Source organism: Streptococcus sp. oral taxon 061, from assembly GCF_013394695.1.
Lineage (GTDB): Bacteria > Bacillota > Bacilli > Lactobacillales > Streptococcaceae > Streptococcus.
In genome coordinates, this window is sequence record NZ_CP058258.1 from 733236 (window position 1) to 752359 (window position 19124).

Here is a 19124-nt window from a genome sequence, read left to right on the forward strand (position 1 = left end):
ATCAGATTTAATTACAAATCCTTTGTTGTTAAAACAAGGGATTTTTCTTTTTTCAACTAGTATTTTTTGATATAATGGATTTATGTTATATTCCGAAAAAGAATCAATTTATCAAATGGTCAATGCTCAGCTCACGGCACTTTTAGAAGGTGAGACCAATGTGTTGGCTAATCTATCAAATGCCAGTGCTCTCTTAAAAATGAACTTTCCTCGTACTGTCTTTGCAGGTTTCTATTTATATGACGGAAATGAGCTTATTTTAGGGCCTTTTCAAGGTGGAGTTTCATGTGTTAGAATCCCACTTGGAAAAGGAGTTTGTGGAGAGTCTGCGGCTAGCCGTCAAACGGTTATCGTTGGTGATGTGAAGACCTATCCCAACTATATTTCTTGTGATAGTAGTGCTCGTAGTGAGATTGTTCTTCCAATGGTAAAAGATGGACAGCTTCTCGGAGTATTAGACTTAGATTCATCTTATGTAGATGATTATAATCACATTGATCAACAGTATTTAGAAGAGTTTGTTACCATTTTGTTAGAAAAAACAGAATGGACATTTTCAATGTTTGAGGAGAAAGCATAATGTATCAGGCGCTTTATCGAAAGTATAGAAGTCAAAATTTTTCACAGCTAGTGGGCCAGGAAGTTATTGCTCGAACCCTTAAACAGGCTGTGGAACAAGATAAAATCAGTCATGCCTACCTATTTTCAGGTCCTCGTGGAACAGGTAAAACCAGTGTAGCCAAAATATTTGCCAAGGCTATGAACTGCCCTAATCAAGTAGGGGGAGAACCTTGTAATAACTGTTATATCTGTCAAGCGGTAACGGAAGGAAGTTTAGAAGATGTAATCGAAATGGACGCGGCTTCTAACAATGGGGTTGATGAAATTCGTGATATTCGTGACAAGTCAACTTACGCTCCAAGTATAGCTCAGTATAAGGTCTATATCATTGACGAGGTTCATATGCTTTCAACAGGTGCCTTTAACGCACTTTTGAAAACACTGGAAGAACCTACTCCCAATGTCGTTTTTATTCTGGCAACGACAGAACTTCATAAAATTCCTGCAACTATCTTGTCTCGTGTTCAACGCTTCGAGTTTAAGTCTATTAAGACGCAGGATATTCGTGATCATATCTTCCAGATTTTGGAGAAGGAAGGGATTGATTACGAAACAGAAGCTGTTGAAATTATTGCTCGACGAGCTGAAGGTGGTATGCGGGACGCCTTATCTATCTTAGACCAGGCATTAAGCTTAACACAGGAAACTACTCTTACTACAGCAGTTTCTGAGGAAATCACTGGGACCATTAGTTTAAGTGCTTTAGACGATTATGTTGCTTCTTTAGCACAAAAGAATGTAACAGCTGCCTTAGAAAATCTGGACTTAATCTTTGAGAATGGGAAGAGCATGACACGTTTTGTAGTCGATTTACTACAATACCTACGTGATATCTTAATTGTTCAAGCAGGTGGAGAAAATACTCACCATAGTGATGTATTTGAGAGAAACTTAGAACTTCCGCAGGATGTCTTGTTTGAGATGATTAGTCTTGCTACTAAAAGTCTAGCTGATATTAAGGCTAGCCTACAGCCTAAAATTTATGCCGAAATGATGACTATTCGTTTAGCAGAAATTGATTCTCAACCAGAACTTTCAGGTGAAGTGGCTGAGGAATTGTCTTCTCTTCGAGAAGAAGTTGCACGATTGAAACAAGCTCTTGCCAATGTTGGTTCTAATCCTAAACAAACTGCTTCTATACCAAGTCGTCCGACTAACAGTAATTCAATCTATCGTGTAGATAGAAACAAGGTGCAGTCTATTCTTCAAGAAGCAGTAGAAAATCCAGACTTAGCTCGTCAAAATCTAATTCGTCTTCAGAATGCTTGGGGTGAAGTTATTGAGAGCTTATCTGGACCAGACAAGGCACTTTTAGCTGGTTCCCAACCAGTTGCAGCAAATGAACATCATGCGATTTTAGCTTTTGAGTCTAACTTCAATGCTGGTCAAACTATGAAACGAGACAATCTCAACACCATGTTTGGCAATATTCTTAGTCGAGCAGCAGGATTTTCACCAGAGATTCTCGCTATTTCTATGGAAGAGTGGAAGGAAGTTCGAGCTGCATTTTCAAGCAGAGCTAAAGGTACTCAAGAACAAGTCAATAAGGAAGAAACTGAAGAGTCCGTACTTCCTCAAGGTTTTGAATTTTTAGCAGATAAAGTGACCATAGCAGAAGACTAAAAGGAAATTGTGGTAAAAGACTATGAACAGACAACAATTCATTGTCATGGCCTTATTTACTGCTGCTGAGACTTATTTCTTTAATGAATCCATCATGGAGCAACGGTATATCGTGGCCTTGCTTTGGGCTATTTTGATCCTGAGAAATTTTCGCGTGAGTTATATCATGGGTAAAATTGTGAGCGCTATAGATGATCATTTTCAAGGGAAGAAGTAGCTCCTAGCTTCTGGACAAAATCAAAGCCTTTTAGGCTTTTTTTTGTTATACTATTAAGGTATATTTATTGACATTTTACCGTGTTTTTCTAGGGATTTAAAAAGGTTAAATTTCAGGTAAATACAGTAAAAAGGATGAAAAGAAAGGAACAATCATGTCAGTATTAGAGATCAAAGATCTTCATGTCGAAATTGAAGGAAAAGAAATTTTAAAAGGGGTCAATCTGACTATTAAAACAGGAGAAATTGCAGCTATCATGGGACCAAATGGTACCGGTAAGTCGACTCTTTCAGCTGCTATTATGGGGAATCCAAACTATGAAGTCACTAAAGGTGAAGTCTTGTTTGACGGTGTAAATATCCTTGAATTGGAAGTGGACGAGCGTGCTCGCATGGGACTCTTCCTTGCCATGCAATACCCATCAGAAATTCCTGGGATTACCAATGCTGAGTTTCTTCGTGCAGCCATGAATGCTGGTAAAGAAGATGACGAAAAAATTTCAGTTCGCGAGTTCATCACTAAATTGGATGAAAAAATGGAATTGCTCAACATGAAAGAAGAAATGGCTGAGCGTTACCTTAACGAAGGATTCTCTGGTGGTGAGAAAAAACGTAATGAAATTCTACAACTCTTGATGTTGGAACCAACTTTTGCCCTCTTAGATGAGATCGACTCTGGTCTTGATATTGATGCCCTTAAAGTTGTCTCTAAAGGTGTGAATGCTATGCGTGGTGAAAGTTTTGGTGCTATGATCATTACTCACTACCAACGTCTTTTGAACTATATCACACCAGATGTGGTACACGTTATGATGGAAGGTCGTGTTGTTCTTTCTGGTGGTCCAGAATTAGCTGCGCGCTTGGAACGTGAAGGATACGCGAAACTAGCTGAAGAACTTGGCTATGACTACAAGGAAGAATTGTAAATCCCTCGTATCTTTTAGGAGAAGTAAATGACTAAAGAAACTATTAAACTTTTTTCAGAAATGCACGCTGAACCAAGCTGGTTGTCAGACCTCCGTCAAAAAGCTTTTGATAAGATCGAGAGTTTGGAATTGCCAGTCATCGAGCGTGTAAAATTTCACCGTTGGAATCTTGGTGATGGAATTATTACAGAAAGTGAACCGTCAGCAAATATCCCTGATTTCACTGCTTTAGATAATCACTTGAAATTGGTGCAGGTTGGAACTCAAACTGTTTTCGAACAAATTCCAGTTGAGTTGGCTGAACAAGGAGTGGTCTTCACAGACTTCCATTCAGCTTTAGAAGAAATTCCAGAACTCGTAGAAGAATTTTTCATGTCATCTGTTAAGTACGACGATGACAAATTGGCAGCCTACCACACAGCTTACTTTAATAGTGGCGCTGTTCTCTACATCCCTGATAATGTTGAGATTGCTGAACCAATCGAAGGGATTTTCTATCAAGATAGCGATAGCGATGTACCATTTAACAAGCACATCCTCATTATCGCTGGTAAGAACAGTAAGATTAGCTACCTTGAGCGTCTGGAGTCACGTGGAGAAGGTAGTGCTAAGGCAACTGCCAATATCACAGTAGAAGTCATTGCACGTTCAGGCGCACAAGTGAAGTTTGCAGCGATTGACCGTCTAGGCGAAAATGTTACAGCCTACATTAGCCGCCGTGGGAAATTGGGCAACGATGCAAGTATTGACTGGGCTATCGGTGTCATGAACGAAGGAAATGTTGTTGCAGACTTTGATAGTGACTTGATTGGAAATGGTAGCCATGCAGACCTTAAGGTTGTTGCTCTTTCAAGTGGCCGTCAGGTTCAAGGGATTGATACTCGAGTGACTAACTATGGTTGCAACTCTATCGGTAATATCCTGCAACATGGGGTTATCCTTGAAAAAGCAACCTTGACATTTAACGGTATCGGACACATCATTAAGGGTGCCAAGGGAGCAGATGCCCAACAAGAAAGCCGTGTTCTCATGCTTTCGGACCAAGCTCGTTCAGATGCTAACCCAATTCTTTTGATTGACGAAAATGATGTTACTGCAGGACACGCAGCTTCTATCGGTCAAGTTGATCCAGAAGACATGTACTACCTCATGAGTCGTGGATTGGACAAGGCGACTGCGGAACGCTTGGTTGTACGTGGTTTCCTTGGATCCGTTATCGTTGAGATCCCTGTCAAGGAAGTTCGTGATGAAATGATTGCGACGATCGAAGAAAAATTGTCAAAACGCTAAGGGGAAGCCTATGTTAGATGCAGAAGTGATTCGCAAGGATTTTCCGATTTTAGACCAGATTGTCAATGACGAACCTCTGGTTTATCTGGATAATGCCGCGACGACACAAAAACCACTAGCAGTTCTGGAAGCCATTAACCGCTACTATAAGCAGGATAATGCCAATGTTCATCGTGGGGTTCATACTTTGGCAGAGCGGGCGACAGCATCTTATGAAGCTGCTCGTGAAACTATTCGCAAGTTCATTAATGCTAAGTCGACAAAAGAAGTGCTCTTTACCAGAGGAACGACAACTAGTCTCAACTGGGTGGCACGCTTCGCTGAGGAAGTCTTGACTGAGGGAGACCAGGTCTTGATTTCAGTCATGGAACACCATTCCAATATTATTCCATGGCAGGAAGCTTGCCGAAAGACTGGGGCAGAGCTTGTTTATGTCTATCTCAAAGATGGAGCTCTAGATATGGATGACTTGCGTTCTAAATTGACTGACAAAGTTAAATTTGTTTCACTAGCTCACGCATCAAACGTTCTTGGAGTGGTCAATCCTATCAAAGAAATCACGCAAATGGCTCATAAAGTTGGAGCTATTATGGTTGTAGATGGTGCTCAGTCTACACCTCATATGAAGATTGATGTTCAGGACTTGGATGTAGACTTCTTTGCATTTTCAGGTCACAAGATGGCTGGTCCGACTGGTATTGGTGTTCTTTACGGTAAAGAAAAATATCTGGAACAAATGTCACCAGTTGAATTTGGTGGTGAGATGATTGATTTTGTCTATGAGCAATCTGCTAGTTGGAAGGAATTGCCTTGGAAATTCGAGGCTGGAACTCCTAATATGGCAGGTGCTATTGGACTTGCTGCAGCAGTTGATTATCTCGAAAATATCGGTATGGATGCGATTGAAGCCCATGAACAGGAATTGATTTCATACGTCTTTCCAAAATTGCAGGCAATTGAAGGTTTGACTATCTATGGTTCGCAAGATTTGGCTCAGCGTTCAGGTGTTATTGCCTTTAACCTAGGTGACCTTCATCCTCACGACCTCGCGACTGCTCTGGATTATGAAGGAGTAGCGGTTCGTGCCGGTCATCATTGCGCTCAACCTTTGCTCCAGTATTTAGAAGTTCCAGCAACAGCTCGTGCAAGTTTTTATATCTACAATACCAAGGCAGATTGCGACAAGTTAGTCGATGCTTTACAAAAGACAAAGGAGTTTTTCAATGGCACTTTCTAAACTAGATAGCCTTTATATGGCAGTGGTAGCGGATCATTCGAAAAATCCCCATCACCAAGGTAGGTTGGAAGATGCTGAACAAATCAGTCTTAACAATCCAACCTGTGGTGATGTCATTAATCTCTCTGTCAAGTTTGATGCAGATGATTGTTTGGAAGATATCGCTTTTCTAAACTCTGGTTGTACGATTTCAACTGCCTCTGCTAGTATGATGACAGATGCAGTCTTAGGAAAGACCAAGCAAGAAATCTTAGAGCTTGCAACCATCTTTTCTGAAATGGTTCAAGGTCAAAAGGATGAGCGTCAAGATCAACTTGGAGATGCAGCTTTCTTATCAGGAGTTGCTAAATTCCCTCAACGAATTAAATGCGCAACCCTAGCTTGGAATGCCCTTAAAAAAACAATTGAAGACCAAGAAAACAAATAAGACAAGCTTTCTTTGTCTTATAAATCACTAGAAATAAAGAATGAAAGAAAGGATATTATGGCTGAAGAAAGAGTAGAACCAAAACCAATTGATCTTGGTGAATATAAATTTGGTTTCCATGACGATGTAGAGCCTGTCCTATCGACAGGAAAAGGATTGAATGAAGATGTCATTCGTGAACTATCAGCTGCTAAGGGTGAGCCTGAGTGGATGTTAGAATTTCGATTGAAATCTTACGAAACCTTTAAAAAAATGCCTATGCAAACTTGGGGAGCAGACTTGTCAGAAATTGACTTTGATGACTTGATCTACTACCAAAAACCATCTGATAAACCAGCCCGTTCTTGGGATGACGTTCCTGAAAAGATTAAGGAAACCTTTGAACGTATCGGGATCCCAGAAGCTGAACGTGCTTATCTAGCTGGAGCTTCTGCCCAGTATGAGTCAGAAGTAGTTTACCATAACATGAAGGAAGAATTTGAGAAGTTAGGCATTATCTTTACAGATACAGATTCTGCCCTCAAGGAATACCCAGACTTGTTTAAACAATACTTCGCTAAGTTAGTCCCTCCAACAGATAACAAGTTGGCAGCCCTTAACTCAGCAGTATGGTCAGGAGGAACCTTTATTTATGTTCCTAAAGGTGTGAAAGTTGATATTCCCCTTCAAACCTACTTCCGTATCAACAACGAAAATACTGGTCAGTTTGAACGTACCTTGATTATCGTTGATGAAGGAGCAAGTGTCCACTATGTAGAAGGGTGTACAGCGCCAACTTATTCAAGTAACAGTTTGCATGCTGCCATTGTAGAAATCTTTGCCTTGGACGGAGCTTACATGCGTTATACAACCATCCAAAACTGGTCTGATAACGTCTATAACTTGGTTACAAAACGCGCTAAGGCTCAAAAAGATGCGACTGTTGAGTGGATTGATGGAAACTTAGGGGCCAAAACAACCATGAAATACCCATCTGTTTACCTTGATGGAGAAGGAGCACGTGGTACCATGCTTTCGATTGCCTTTGCCAATGCTGGTCAACACCAGGATACTGGTGCCAAGATGATCCACAATGCACCACATACAAGTTCATCAATCGTGTCTAAATCCATCGCCAAAGGCGGAGGGAAGGTTGACTATCGTGGACAAGTAACCTTTAACAAGAACTCTAAGAAATCTGTTTCTCACATCGAGTGTGATACCATTATCATGGATGATTTGTCAGCGTCAGATACCATTCCATTTAACGAAATTCATAACTCACAAGTTGCTTTGGAGCACGAAGCCAAAGTTTCTAAGATTTCAGAAGAACAACTCTATTACCTTATGAGTCGTGGCTTGTCAGAGACTGAAGCAACTGAGATGATTGTCATGGGATTTGTAGAGCCCTTCACCAAAGAACTTCCAATGGAGTATGCAGTTGAGCTTAACCGCTTGATTAGCTATGAAATGGAAGGGTCAGTTGGATAAAACCCAAAAGGAGAAGCAAATGGGATTCTTAAAGCGATTGTTTGGAACGATTGAAAAAGTGAATAAGGGAGAAGCACCGATTGAAGAGTTGGATCAGGCATTTGTTTTTGATCTTGAAGCAGAAGCTGATGATTATTGGAGACAAATGGAAGAAAATCTCCTTATAAACGCTGTCAAGGCTGTTGGTGGTCCAGAGGCAGTAGAACGTGCTTTTGTTCTTACCAATTTTAAGAAAAATCAAGAAACCTTTGAGCTCTTTTATCAGGTAGATGGTCAATTACTTTCATGGAGAGAGATGGACGCAAGTATTGTCGATAAAATCAACAATCAACTTCTTCCACAAGCATCAGAAGTTGCCCAAGCAGTAAATGAGAATTATGAAGAGGCAAATGTACCGGTAATCGACTACGCTATGCTTCAATTTGAAACTGCAACCATGGCTTGGTTTGGACGGAAACTTACAACAGCTTCTCCTGAAGCCAAATTGACTTTTGAAGAATTGGTATCTGGTTGGCGCGCTATTTTGGAACAAGAAATTCCAAATCGTCCATTAGATAGTGACCGTCCGTTTCCATACTACGAAGTATAATAACTGTTGAATTTTAACTATAAGTAAAAACTGAACAAATATTAGATTTGTTCAGTTTTTTTATGATAGTATCTTATAAATATTCACAAATTCCATTTTTTATGGTAAAATAAAACAATTATTGTTAGTGGAGATGAATTATGAATATTTTTAGAACCAAAGACGTAAGTCTAGGTAAAACAGAGATGCATCGTCATCTGAAATTATGGGATTTAATTCTCTTGGGGATTGGTGCCATGGTGGGAACAGGTATCTTTACCATTACAGGAACAGCCGCAGCTACATTAGCAGGTCCAGCCCTTGTTGTTTCTATCGTTATCTCAGCTATCTGTGTTTCCTTATCAGCGCTCTTTTTTGCGGAATTTGCTTCTCGTGTACCAGCAACTGGTGGGGTGTATAGTTATTTATATGTGGTTTTGGGAGAATTTCCAGCTTGGATAGCTGGTTGGCTAACCATTATGGAATTTATGACAGCAGTCTCTGGTGTAGCTTCAGGTTGGGCTGCCTATTTTAAAGGTTTGCTTAGTCATTACGGAATTTCCTTGCCACAAGCCTTGAATGGAACTTTTAATCCTGAGCATAGTACTTATATTGATCTTTTGCCAATTTTAGTGATTATGCTTGTTACTGCAGTCGTCCTCATGAATTCGAAAACTGCTCTTCGTTTTAATTCGATTCTTGTTGTTTTAAAATTTTCTGCTCTTGCCTTATTTATCTTAGTTGGAATTTGGTATATCAAACCTGAGAACTGGTCCAATTTTGTTCCATTTGGTTTTGGTCAGATTTATGGTGGAAGCACAGGGATTATGGCAGGTGCTTCGCTCATGTTCTTTGGATTCTTAGGTTTTGAGTCCATTTCTATGGCAGTTGATGAAATTCAAAGTCCACAAAAGAATATTCCACGTGGGATTGTTTTATCCTTGATGATCGTAACCATCCTTTATGCCATGGTTACCTTGATATTAACTGGTATCGTTCACTATAGTAAGCTCAATGTTGATGATGCAGTGGCTTTTGCTCTGAGAAGTATCGGTATTGGTTGGGCAGCTAATTATGTTTCACTCGTTGCGATTTTTACCTTGATTACGGTATGTATTTCAATGACCTATGCCTTGTCACGAATGATTTATAGCTTGGCTCGTGATGGCCTCTTGCCTCAGAGTTTCAAACAAGTAACCAAGACCAGTCGAGTACCTAAGAATGCGACCATTTTAACAGGTCTTGTTTCAGCGATTGCAGCGGGAATTTTCCCACTGGCAAGTATCGCAGCCTTTCTCAATATCTGTACCTTGGCTTATCTTATTTTATTAGCCTATGGGATTATCAAGCTAAGAAAAGACAAGGGAGAACCTAAAGAGAGAGAATTTAAAACGCCTTTGGTTCCTTTTCTACCAATCTTATCGATTCTGATTTGTCTATCATTCATGCTTCAGTATTCCCTTGAAACATGGATGGCATTTGGCCTTGCTTTATTAATAGGAGTTATTATTTACTTTGTTTATGGATATAATCATTCGACTGTAGCTGAAAATGAATAGAGAAAAAATCGCGAGAAATCGCGATTTTTTTATAATTTTTCATTTACAAATCGAACGAAACGATTCCACCATACTTTTAAGAAAAAGGCTTTTTCAACATTTTTTTCAGCAACCATATCAAAGGTTGGATTATCAGTAGTAATATAACCTTGACCAACTAAGTCTTTGTCTTCATAAGTCAGATGACCAACCACTGTACCTGCCTCAAGTGGTGCAGCATGCTCAGTTCTATCAGGTGTGTAAGTAATAGATGACTGTGCGCGACTACCGAGACGTTGGACAATTTTTATATCTTCTTTAGCGACTGCTGTAACAGTATCTTGCTTTCCGTCATAAATTGGAGATTTACTATCTTGATAGCTTTCTCCTTGGTTGACGATTGTTTGAAGAGCAAAATTGGATGAGATATAATCTAAAAGAGCTGAAGTTGCTGTGAAACGAGCGTAAGGGTTGGTATCTTGGTTGTCAGCGTTAAGGACAACAGTAATGATACGCATGCCTTTTTCAACAGTTGTACCGACAAAGGATGCTCCTGCTTTATCAGTTGTTCCAGTCTTAAGACCATCAATACCACCACGATAAGCAGGCATTCCTTCTAACATATAGTTAGTAGAAGTAATGGTCATTCCTGCGAAAGTAGATGAAGGTTTCTTGGTAATTTCTAGGACCTGAGGATATTTGAGAATCAGATTACGAGCTACAACAGCAACATCGTAAGCACTCAATTTGTTTTCATCGTCTTTCTTAGAACCTGGATAGATATTATCTCCAAGAGTTTCATTATTTAGACCAGTTGAATTGACGACGGTAGCATCTTGAATTCCCCATTCAAGAAGTTTGGCTTTCATCATATCTACAAAGTCTTTTTCCGATCCAGCAACCTTTTCTGCTAACGCGATAGCTGCACTATTGGCACTAGTTACCAATGTTGCTTCTAACAACTCTTCAACAGTATAGTTACGAGCTTCCATAGGAACGTTACTTGCCGCAGAATTGGTTGTCAACTGGTAGGGATAATCTGAAATTTCTACCGGAGTAGAAAGAGTGATTTTACCTTGTTCTAGGGCCTCATAGACCAAGTAAACAGTTAGCAACTTACTGATAGAGGCAATTTCTACAGGTTGAGTAGCATCTTTTTCATATAAAATCTTACCAGTATTAGCTTCAACAGCGATGGCGTGTTTTGCAGCAACATCAAAATCCTTAGCAAAAACAGTAGTAGCCGAACCAAATGAAATAAGTGTTAGGAATGTTAAAAATAATTTCTTCATAGTAATTGTATTCTATCATAAAGACAAAAAATATTCTTGTTTTTATAATGTAGGTTATCAATCTTTTTCGAAATATGGTAAAATAGGAAAAAGAGGAGGTGGCTTATGTTTCGGAGAAATAAATTATTCTTCTGGACCACTGAGATATTATTAATAACCCTTATTTTCTACCTATGGAGAGAAATGGGTGCCATTATTACACCATTTGTAAGTGTCATAAATACAATCATGATTCCCTTCTTATTAGGAGGATTTCTGTATTACCTAACCAACCCAATTGTTATCTTTTTAGAGAAAGAGTGTAAAATCAACCGAATTATCGGGATTTTGTTGACACTTTTTGTTCTCTTTGGTTCTCTGGTGATAGGTGTAGTATATCTCTTACCGATTTTGATTAATCAGTTGAGTAGTTTGATTAATTCTAGCCAAGGTATTTATGGTCGACTCCAAGATTTAGTAATAGAATTATCAAAATATCCTGCTTTCCAAGAGCTAGATATTCAACAAACAATCCGACAATTAAATCTTTCTTACATCGATATTTTACAGAATATCTTAAATAGTGTAACAAACAGTGTTGGAAGTGTTCTTTCAGCTTTGGTTAGCACTGTTTTAATTATTATTATGACACCGGTTTTCTTGATTTATTTCCTTTTAGATGGTCATAAATTCTTACCGATGCTAGAGAGAACGATTTTAAAACGAGACAAACTTAATATATCTGGTTTAATAACAAACTTGAATGCGACGATTTCCCGTTACATAAGTGGAGTATCAATCGATGCATTCATTATCGGGTGTTTGGCTTTTATCGGTTATAGTGTGATTGGCTTAAAATATGCATTAGTTTTTGCTATTTTCTCAGGTTTAGCGAATCTGATTCCTTATGTTGGACCAAGTATTGGATTAATCCCGATGATTATTTCAAATCTGTTTACGGATCCTCAAAAGATGATAATAGCAGTTATCTATATGCTGATTATCCAACAAGTAGATGGGAATATCCTATACCCTCGAATTGTGGGTGGTGTCATGAAGGTTCATCCGATTACAATTCTCGTCCTATTATTGTTGTCAAGTAATATCTACGGTGTCGTTGGTATGATTGTTGCCGTTCCTACCTACTCGATTCTCAAAGAAATATCCAAATTCCTAGTTCGACTTTATGAAAAACATAAAGAAGTACAAGAAAAATAAAGATTTTCAAAAAGAAACAGATTCATCTGTTTCTTTTTTTATCTTTTATCAATAAATCGAGTACCGAGAAGAAGAATAAGAATAATTCACAAAATCTTTGTAAAACACTTGCAATTTAGCTAAAATTTGATAAAATAGTAAGGAAAGTTAGACTGTATTGCCTACTGTCTATCTATAAAATATATTTTATTGGAGGCTTTTACTCAAATGGCAAAAGAAAAATACGATCGTAGTAAACCACACGTTAACATTGGTACTATCGGACACGTTGACCACGGTAAAACTACCCTAACTGCAGCTATCACAACTGTTTTGGCACGTCGCTTGCCTTCAGCAGTTAACCAACCTAAAGACTATGCGTCTATCGATGCTGCTCCAGAAGAACGCGAACGCGGTATCACTATCAACACTGCGCACGTTGAGTACGAAACTGAAAAACGTCACTACGCTCACATCGACGCTCCAGGACACGCGGACTACGTTAAAAACATGATCACTGGTGCCGCTCAAATGGACGGAGCTATCCTTGTAGTAGCTTCAACTGACGGACCAATGCCACAAACTCGTGAGCACATCCTTCTTTCACGTCAGGTTGGTGTTAAACACCTTATCGTCTTCATGAACAAGATCGACTTGGTTGACGACGAAGAATTGCTTGAATTGGTTGAAATGGAAATCCGTGACCTTCTTTCAGAATACGACTTCCCAGGTGACGATCTTCCAGTTATCCAAGGTTCAGCTCTTAAAGCTCTTGAAGGTGACTCTAAATACGAAGACATCATCATGGAATTGATGAACACTGTTGATGAGTACATTCCAGAACCAGAACGTGACACTGACAAACCATTGCTTCTTCCAGTCGAAGACGTATTCTCAATCACTGGACGTGGTACAGTTGCTTCAGGACGTATCGACCGTGGTACTGTTCGTGTCAACGACGAAATCGAAATCGTTGGTATCAAAGAAGAAACTTCAAAAGCAGTTGTTACTGGTGTTGAAATGTTCCGTAAACAACTTGACGAAGGTCTTGCAGGAGATAACGTAGGTGTCCTTCTTCGTGGTGTTCAACGTGACGAAATCGAACGTGGACAAGTTATCGCTAAACCAGGTTCAATCAACCCACACACTAAATTCAAAGGTGAAGTTTACATCCTTACTAAAGAAGAAGGTGGACGTCACACTCCATTCTTCAACAACTACCGCCCACAATTCTACTTCCGTACTACTGACGTTACAGGTTCAATCGAACTTCCAGCAGGTACTGAAATGGTAATGCCAGGTGATAACGTGACAATCGACGTTGAGTTGATCCACCCAATCGCCGTAGAACAAGGTACTACATTCTCTATCCGTGAGGGTGGACGTACTGTTGGTTCAGGTATGGTTACAGAAATCGAAGCTTAATTCGATTTAGTTCCCAGAAGAACAATTATTTAAGTCAGACATTAAAAGAATCTTGCTATGCAAGGTTCTTTTTTTCTAGCTATACGAAGGCAAAATAAGACAGTATGGTAGTTGATTACGAATATAGAAACTTAATTAAATAATTATCTACTTTATTAACGAATGTATATCCTAGTTTTTCAGAATAAATTTTTATTAGGTTAAAAAGCTTTTCACAAATGCCTCTTTTTTTGATAAAATAGAAGGAAGAAAAAAAGAAATGAGTTCGTCATGTCAAAAGGATTTTTAGTCTCTCTAGAGGGGCCAGAGGGAGCTGGGAAAACGAGTGTGCTTGAAGCTATCCTTCCTGTGTTAGAAGAAAAAAATATTGAGGTTTTAACAACACGTGAACCAGGTGGAGTATTGATTGGTGAGAAGATTCGAGAAGTTATTTTAGATCCTAGTCATACTCAAATGGATGCCAAGACAGAGCTTCTACTCTATATTGCTAGTCGTAGACAACACCTAGTGGAAAAGGTCTTACCAGCACTTGCAGCAGGGAAACTGGTCATCATGGATCGTTTTATTGATAGTTCCGTTGCTTATCAAGGTTTTGGTCGTGGTTTAGATATTGAAGCTATTGATTGGCTCAATCAATTTGCTACTGATGGTCTTAAACCAGATTTGACACTTTATTTTGATATTGAAGTGGAGAAGGGGCTTGAACGAATCGCGGCAAACAGTGATCGTGAAGTCAACCGTTTGGACTTGGAAGGCTTAGACTTGCACAGAAAAGTTCGTCAAGGATATCTTTCCCTTCTTGAAAAAGAAGGTGAACGCATTGCTAAAATCGATGCCAGTTTACCACTAGATCAAGTGATTGAGAATACTAAGAAAGTCTTATTTGACAGAATGGGGCTGCAAGAATGAATCAAGAGCAATTAAAGGCTTGTCAACCACAACAATTTGAACGTTTTGTTCATATCTTAGAACAAAAACAGCTCAATCATGCCTATCTCTTTTCAGGTTTTTTTGGAAGTATGGAGATGGCTTTATTTCTGTCTAAGAGTTTGTTTTGTACTGAAAAACAGGGGGTCTTACCCTGCGAGTCTTGTCGAAATTGTAAGTTGATTGATCAAGACGAATTTCCCGATGTCACAGTTATTCGTCCGATTAATCAGATTATAAAAACGGAGAGAATTAGAGAACTAGTTAGTCAGTTTTCGCAATCAGGGATTGAAAATCAACGTCAGGTTTTTATCATTGAACAAGCTGAAAAAATGCATGTTAACGCAGCTAATTCACTACTTAAGGTTATTGAGGAACCTCAGAGTGAAATCTATATTTTCTTTTTAACCAATGATCAAGAGCAGATTTTACAAACTATCCGAAGTCGGACACAAATTTTCCAATTTAAGAAGCATGTTGAAAGCCTTAGGAATCAACTTGAACAAGCAGGATTGGTCAAAAATAAAGCAAGGCTTTTAGCTGAGTTTAGCCAATCGCAAGCAGAAGCTGAAAAACTGACAAATCAAACAAGTTTTTGGACTCTAGTTGAAGAAAGTGAACGATTTTATTCTTGGTTAGATGCTGGGAAAAAGGAATCTTATTTACAGGTCGCAAAATTAGCTAGTTTAGCAGATGACAAAGAAAAACAAGACCAAGTCTTTAGAATTTTAGAAGTATTAGCAGGTCAAGAGATTCAAAAAAATGCAGCACGTACAATCTTGCAAAACCTTCTCGAAGCTAGAAAAATGTGGAAGGCAAATGTGTCTTTCCAGAATTCTTTGGAATACCTAGTTTTACAATAAAATGAACATGAAAACAGAAAAAGAAAGGGCTGTTCATGAACAAGAAAGAATTATTTGATGCCTTAGATGATTTTTCTCAACAGTTGTTGGCAACCTTGGCAGATGTCGAAGCTATCAAAAAAGATCTCAAGAGTGTTGTAGAAGAGAATACAGCTCTTCGTTTAGAGAACGATAAATTGAGAGAGCGCTTGAATGAGGAAGAAGAAACAGCTCCAACTAAGACCAAGCATGTTAGAGAAAACGTGAGCCGAATCTATGACGACGGTTTTCATGTGTGTCGCGATTTTTACGGTCAACGTCGTGAACAAGATGCAGAATGTATGTTTTGTGATGAATTGTTGTTTAGGGAGTAAGCATGCAGATTCAAAAAAGTTTTAAAGGTCAGTCACCTTATGGTAAGTTATATCTTGTCGCAACTCCAATTGGAAATTTAGAGGATATGACCTTTCGTGCTATTCAAACTTTAAAAGAAGTGGACTGGATTGCTGCTGAGGATACTCGTAATACTGGTCTATTGCTTAAGCATTTCGATATTTCAACCAAACAAATCAGTTTTCATGAGCACAATGCCAAGGAAAAGATTCCTGATTTGATTGATTTGTTGAAACAAGGACAAAATATCGCTCAGGTATCGGATGCAGGTCTACCTAGCATTTCTGACCCAGGTCATGATTTGGTCAAGGCGGCAATTGAAGAGGATATTGCGGTTGTCACAGTTCCAGGTGCTAGCGCAGGAATTTCTGCCTTGATTGCCAGTGGTTTAGCACCCCAACCTCATATTTTTTATGGATTTTTACCTCGAAAATCGGGACAACAAAAGCAATTTTTCGAATCAAAAAAAGATTATCCAGAAACCCAGATTTTCTATGAATCGCCTCACCGTGTGTCTGATACGTTGGAAAATTTGTTAGCAGTTTATGGTAATCGTTCAGTGGTTCTAGTTCGAGAATTGACTAAGATTTATGAAGAATACCAACGGGGGAAAATCACTGAGTTGCTTGAAAGTATCTCTGAAACACCGCTCAAGGGTGAGTGCCTTCTCATCGTAGAAGGTGCTAGTCAAGAAGTAGAAGATAAGGATGAAGAAGATTTATTCTCTGAAATACAAAATCGTATCCAACAAGGTGTTAAGAAAAATCAAGCCATTAAGGAAGTCGCTAAAATTTATCAGTGGAATAAAAGCCAGCTCTACGCAGCATATCATGAATGGGAAGAGAATCAATCGGATGACTAAACAGGGAAGTTTGCCTTCTTCCCTTTTTTTGTTATACTAGTAAAAGAAAAATTAGAAAGATTTGTGGGTGTCAAACAGTCAAGTAGCTTGTTTTGATATGAACTTAGGTTCCACCCAAAGAGGTATTAGTGTCATGTCTCAATCTTATATCAATGTTATCGGTGCTGGTTTAGCAGGTTCTGAAGCAGCTTACCAAATCGCAGAGCGTGGTATTCCGGTTAAACTCTATGAAATGCGTGGTGTCAAATCAACACCTCAGCATAAAACAGATAATTTTGCAGAATTAGTGTGTTCCAACTCATTACGAGGGGATGCTCTTACAAATGCTGTTGGGCTCCTCAAGGAAGAAATGCGTCGCCTAGGTTCTATTATCTTGGAATCAGCAGAAGCAACCCGTGTTCCTGCAGGTGGAGCGCTTGCGGTTGATCGTGATGGTTTCTCTCAAATGGTCACTGAAAAAATTGCTAATCATCCATTGATTGAAGTGGTACGCGATGAAATTACAGAATTGCCAACAGATGCTATTACAGTTGTAGCAACTGGTCCCTTGACTAGTGATGCCCTTGCTGAGAAAATTCATGCACTCAATGGAGGAGATGGTTTTTATTTCTACGATGCTGCAGCGCCCATTGTGGATGTCAATACAATCGATATGAACAAGGTTTATCTCAAATCTCGATATGATAAGGGAGAAGCGGCCTACCTTAATGCTCCAATGACCAAACAAGAGTTTATGGATTTCCATGAAGCCTTAGTTAATGCAGAAGAAGCTCCGTTGAATTCTTTTGAAAAAGAAAAATATTTTGAAGGGTGTATGCCCATTGAAGTCATGGCCAAACGTGGCATCAAAACTATGCTCTATGGTCCTATGAAACCAGTTGGTCTAGAATATCCAGAAGATTACAAGGGACCTCGTGATGGAGACTTTAAAACTCCTTATGCAGTCGTTCAGCTTCGTCAGGATAATGCGGCTGGAAGTCTCTACAATATCGTGGGATTCCAGACTCACCTCAAATGGGGAGAGCAGAAGCGTGTCTTCCAAATGATTCCAGGTCTTGAAAACGCCGAGTTTGTCCGTTATGGCGTTATGCACCGCAATTCCTACATGGACTCTCCAAATCTCCTTGAGCAGACTTATCGTTCTAAGAAACAGCCAAATCTTTTCTTCGCTGGGCAAATGACAGGTGTGGAAGGATATGTTGAATCAGCAGCTTCAGGGTTAGTAGCAGGTATTAACGCAGCTCGTCTTTTCAAGGGAGAAAGCGAAGCTATTTTCCCAGAGACAACTGCAATCGGAAGTTTAGCTCATTATATCACCCATGCTGATAGCAAACACTTCCAACCTATGAATGTCAACTTCGGTATTATCAAGGAATTAGAAGGTGAACGAATCCGTGATAAAAAGACTCGTTATGAGAAAATCGCGGAACGTGCCTTGTCTGATTTAGAGAAATTTTTATCTGTCTAATTTTTTTGAAAGAATCGCTCATGATACTATAAAAATCTTTCAAATTGTGATAAAATAGGTAGGATGAAAAAAGGAGAGAGAAAATGGTAGAACCTAAGTATAAACGTATCTTAATCAAGCTATCTGGTGAAGCCCTTGCTGGCGAACGTGGTGTCGGGATTGATATCAAAACTGTTCAAAGTATGGCCCAAGAAATCAAGGAAGTTCACGAGCTAGGAATTGAAATTGCCTTGGTTATCGGTGGTGGAAACCTTTGGCGTGGAGAACCTGCAGCAGAAGCTGGTATGGATCGTGTTCAAGCGGATTACACTGGAATGCTTGGGACAGTCATGAATGCTCTTGTGATGGCAGATTCATTGCAACAAGTAGGGGTTGATACTCGCGTACAAACAGCTATTGCCATGCAACAAGTAGCGGAGCCTTATATTCGTGGACGTGCCCTTCGCCACCTTGAAAAAGGACGTATCGTTATCTTTGGTGCAGGAATTGGTTCACCTTACTTCTCTACAGATACAACAGCAGCTCTTCGTGCAGCTGAAATTGAAGCAGACGCTATTTTGATGGCTAAGAATGGTGTAGACGGTGTCTACAATGCTGATCCTAAGAAAGATAAAACTGCTGTTAAATTTGAAGAATTGACTCACCGTGATGTCATTAATAAAGGACTCCGTATCATGGATTCAACAGCTTCAACTCTATCTATGGATAACGATATTGACTTGGTAGTCTTTAATATGAACCAACCTGGTAATATCAAACGTGTTGTATTTGGTGAAAATATCGGAACAACTGTTTCAAATAATATCGAAGAAAAGGAATAAGA

The 19124-nt window shown here is 39.3% G+C and carries 19 protein-coding genes; 18 read left to right on the top strand and 1 reads right to left on the bottom strand.

What is annotated here, in order from left to right:
* Nucleotides 1-82 precede the first annotated feature (82 nt).
* The 10 genes from HW271_RS03605 to HW271_RS03650 all read left to right on the top strand — a co-directional run bounded on the left by HW271_RS03605 (nucleotide 83) and on the right by HW271_RS03650 (nucleotide 9937).
* The gene (locus HW271_RS03605) at nucleotides 83-580 is read left to right on the top strand and encodes a GAF domain-containing protein (RefSeq protein ID WP_178894877.1); all 498 of its coding nucleotides are present in this window, start codon (nucleotides 83-85) and stop codon (nucleotides 578-580) included.
* Nucleotides 580-2244, top strand: a complete 1665-nt coding sequence (gene dnaX, locus HW271_RS03610; protein WP_178894878.1) for a DNA polymerase III subunit gamma/tau — start codon at nucleotides 580-582, stop codon at nucleotides 2242-2244. The genes HW271_RS03605 and dnaX overlap by 1 nt, the downstream gene beginning before the upstream one ends.
* 22 nt (nucleotides 2245-2266) lie before the next feature.
* Nucleotides 2267-2461, top strand: a complete 195-nt coding sequence (locus HW271_RS03615; RefSeq protein ID WP_178894879.1) for a DUF3272 family protein — start codon at nucleotides 2267-2269, stop codon at nucleotides 2459-2461.
* Between the two features lie 154 nt (nucleotides 2462-2615).
* Complete coding sequence (gene sufC / locus HW271_RS03620; RefSeq protein ID WP_178894880.1) at nucleotides 2616-3386, top strand: Fe-S cluster assembly ATPase SufC; 771 nt, start codon at nucleotides 2616-2618, stop codon at nucleotides 3384-3386.
* Nucleotides 3387-3413: 27 nt separating this feature from the next.
* Nucleotides 3414-4676 (top strand): Fe-S cluster assembly protein SufD, encoded by a 1263-nt coding sequence (gene sufD / locus HW271_RS03625; protein ID WP_178894881.1) that lies wholly within the window; start codon nucleotides 3414-3416, stop codon nucleotides 4674-4676.
* Nucleotides 4677-4686: 10 nt separating this feature from the next.
* Nucleotides 4687-5913, top strand: coding sequence for a cysteine desulfurase (locus HW271_RS03630; RefSeq protein ID WP_178894882.1), 1227 nt, complete (start codon nucleotides 4687-4689; stop codon nucleotides 5911-5913).
* On the top strand, nucleotides 5900-6340 hold the full coding sequence (gene sufU, locus HW271_RS03635; protein WP_178894883.1) for a Fe-S cluster assembly sulfur transfer protein SufU: 441 nt from the start codon (nucleotides 5900-5902) through the stop codon (nucleotides 6338-6340). Before HW271_RS03630 ends, sufU begins: the two co-directional genes overlap by 14 nt.
* A 57-nt stretch (nucleotides 6341-6397) precedes the next feature.
* Nucleotides 6398-7810 carry a Fe-S cluster assembly protein SufB gene (gene sufB, locus HW271_RS03640; RefSeq protein ID WP_117304758.1) on the top strand — a complete coding sequence of 471 codons (1413 nt, stop codon included), beginning with the start codon at nucleotides 6398-6400 and terminating at the stop codon, nucleotides 7808-7810.
* A gap of 19 nt (nucleotides 7811-7829) precedes the next feature.
* Complete coding sequence (locus HW271_RS03645) at nucleotides 7830-8399, top strand: hypothetical protein (protein WP_178894884.1); 570 nt, start codon at nucleotides 7830-7832, stop codon at nucleotides 8397-8399.
* A 140-nt stretch (nucleotides 8400-8539) separates the two neighbouring features.
* Nucleotides 8540-9937, top strand: coding sequence for an APC family permease (locus tag HW271_RS03650; protein ID WP_178894885.1), 1398 nt, complete (start codon nucleotides 8540-8542; stop codon nucleotides 9935-9937).
* 29 nt (nucleotides 9938-9966) lie between these two features.
* Here the strand turns inward: HW271_RS03650 and pbp3 are convergent, their stop codons facing one another.
* A complete protein-coding gene (gene pbp3 / locus HW271_RS03655; RefSeq protein WP_178894886.1) occupies nucleotides 9967-11208 on the bottom strand; it encodes a D-alanyl-D-alanine carboxypeptidase PBP3 in 1242 nt (413 codons plus the stop codon).
* Between the two features lie 105 nt (nucleotides 11209-11313).
* Between pbp3 and HW271_RS03660 the strand changes: the two genes are divergently transcribed.
* The 8 genes from HW271_RS03660 (at nucleotide 11314) to pyrH (ending at nucleotide 19122) form a co-directional block, all read left to right on the top strand.
* On the top strand, nucleotides 11314-12405 hold the full coding sequence (locus tag HW271_RS03660) for an AI-2E family transporter (RefSeq protein ID WP_178894887.1): 1092 nt from the start codon (nucleotides 11314-11316) through the stop codon (nucleotides 12403-12405).
* A 207-nt stretch (nucleotides 12406-12612) separates the two neighbouring features.
* Nucleotides 12613-13809, top strand: coding sequence for an elongation factor Tu (gene tuf, locus HW271_RS03665; protein WP_004253262.1), 1197 nt, complete (start codon nucleotides 12613-12615; stop codon nucleotides 13807-13809).
* 270 nt (nucleotides 13810-14079) lie between these two features.
* Nucleotides 14080-14718, top strand: a complete 639-nt coding sequence (gene tmk / locus HW271_RS03670) for a dTMP kinase (RefSeq protein WP_178894888.1) — start codon at nucleotides 14080-14082, stop codon at nucleotides 14716-14718.
* Nucleotides 14715-15599: a DNA polymerase III subunit delta' gene (locus tag HW271_RS03675; protein ID WP_178894889.1), complete on the top strand. Its 885-nt coding sequence runs from the start codon at nucleotides 14715-14717 to the stop codon at nucleotides 15597-15599. Before tmk ends, HW271_RS03675 begins: the two co-directional genes overlap by 4 nt.
* 35 nt (nucleotides 15600-15634) lie before the next feature.
* Nucleotides 15635-15952, top strand: a complete 318-nt coding sequence (yabA, locus tag HW271_RS03680; protein ID WP_178894890.1) for a DNA replication initiation control protein YabA — start codon at nucleotides 15635-15637, stop codon at nucleotides 15950-15952.
* A 2-nt stretch (nucleotides 15953-15954) separates the two neighbouring features.
* Nucleotides 15955-16833: a 16S rRNA (cytidine(1402)-2'-O)-methyltransferase gene (gene rsmI, locus HW271_RS03685; protein ID WP_178894891.1), complete on the top strand. Its 879-nt coding sequence runs from the start codon at nucleotides 15955-15957 to the stop codon at nucleotides 16831-16833.
* A 133-nt stretch (nucleotides 16834-16966) separates the two neighbouring features.
* Nucleotides 16967-18301: a methylenetetrahydrofolate--tRNA-(uracil(54)-C(5))-methyltransferase (FADH(2)-oxidizing) TrmFO gene (gene trmFO / locus HW271_RS03690; protein ID WP_178894892.1), complete on the top strand. Its 1335-nt coding sequence runs from the start codon at nucleotides 16967-16969 to the stop codon at nucleotides 18299-18301.
* An 83-nt stretch (nucleotides 18302-18384) separates the two neighbouring features.
* Nucleotides 18385-19122 carry a UMP kinase gene (pyrH, locus tag HW271_RS03695; protein WP_006145718.1) on the top strand — a complete coding sequence of 246 codons (738 nt, stop codon included), beginning with the start codon at nucleotides 18385-18387 and terminating at the stop codon, nucleotides 19120-19122.
* The last annotated feature ends 2 nt before the right edge of the window (nucleotides 19123-19124 follow it).

What these genes read in the sequence shown, in the direction of transcription:
- sufU (WP_178894883.1), top strand. Translation starts at nt 5,900, where the DNA reads ATGGCACTTTCTAAACTAGATAGCCTTTATATGGCAGTGGTAGCGGAT.
- yabA (WP_178894890.1), top strand. Translation starts at nt 15,635, where the DNA reads ATGAACAAGAAAGAATTATTTGATGCCTTAGATGATTTTTCTCAACAG.
- rsmI (WP_178894891.1), top strand. Translation starts at nt 15,955, where the DNA reads ATGCAGATTCAAAAAAGTTTTAAAGGTCAGTCACCTTATGGTAAGTTA.
- HW271_RS03630 (WP_178894882.1), top strand. Translation starts at nt 4,687, where the DNA reads ATGTTAGATGCAGAAGTGATTCGCAAGGATTTTCCGATTTTAGACCAG.
- trmFO (WP_178894892.1), top strand. Translation starts at nt 16,967, where the DNA reads ATGTCTCAATCTTATATCAATGTTATCGGTGCTGGTTTAGCAGGTTCT.
- tuf (WP_004253262.1), top strand. Translation starts at nt 12,613, where the DNA reads ATGGCAAAAGAAAAATACGATCGTAGTAAACCACACGTTAACATTGGT.
- HW271_RS03605 (WP_178894877.1), top strand. Translation starts at nt 83, where the DNA reads ATGTTATATTCCGAAAAAGAATCAATTTATCAAATGGTCAATGCTCAG.
- tmk (WP_178894888.1), top strand. Translation starts at nt 14,080, where the DNA reads ATGTCAAAAGGATTTTTAGTCTCTCTAGAGGGGCCAGAGGGAGCTGGG.
- HW271_RS03615 (WP_178894879.1), top strand. Translation starts at nt 2,267, where the DNA reads ATGAACAGACAACAATTCATTGTCATGGCCTTATTTACTGCTGCTGAG.
- HW271_RS03645 (WP_178894884.1), top strand. Translation starts at nt 7,830, where the DNA reads ATGGGATTCTTAAAGCGATTGTTTGGAACGATTGAAAAAGTGAATAAG.
- sufD (WP_178894881.1), top strand. Translation starts at nt 3,414, where the DNA reads ATGACTAAAGAAACTATTAAACTTTTTTCAGAAATGCACGCTGAACCA.
- HW271_RS03650 (WP_178894885.1), top strand. Translation starts at nt 8,540, where the DNA reads ATGAATATTTTTAGAACCAAAGACGTAAGTCTAGGTAAAACAGAGATG.
- pyrH (WP_006145718.1), top strand. Translation starts at nt 18,385, where the DNA reads ATGGTAGAACCTAAGTATAAACGTATCTTAATCAAGCTATCTGGTGAA.
- sufC (WP_178894880.1), top strand. Translation starts at nt 2,616, where the DNA reads ATGTCAGTATTAGAGATCAAAGATCTTCATGTCGAAATTGAAGGAAAA.
- sufB (WP_117304758.1), top strand. Translation starts at nt 6,398, where the DNA reads ATGGCTGAAGAAAGAGTAGAACCAAAACCAATTGATCTTGGTGAATAT.
- pbp3 (WP_178894886.1), bottom strand. Translation starts at nt 11,208, where the DNA reads ATGAAGAAATTATTTTTAACATTCCTAACACTTATTTCATTTGGTTCG.
- HW271_RS03660 (WP_178894887.1), top strand. Translation starts at nt 11,314, where the DNA reads ATGTTTCGGAGAAATAAATTATTCTTCTGGACCACTGAGATATTATTA.
- dnaX (WP_178894878.1), top strand. Translation starts at nt 580, where the DNA reads ATGTATCAGGCGCTTTATCGAAAGTATAGAAGTCAAAATTTTTCACAG.
- HW271_RS03675 (WP_178894889.1), top strand. Translation starts at nt 14,715, where the DNA reads ATGAATCAAGAGCAATTAAAGGCTTGTCAACCACAACAATTTGAACGT.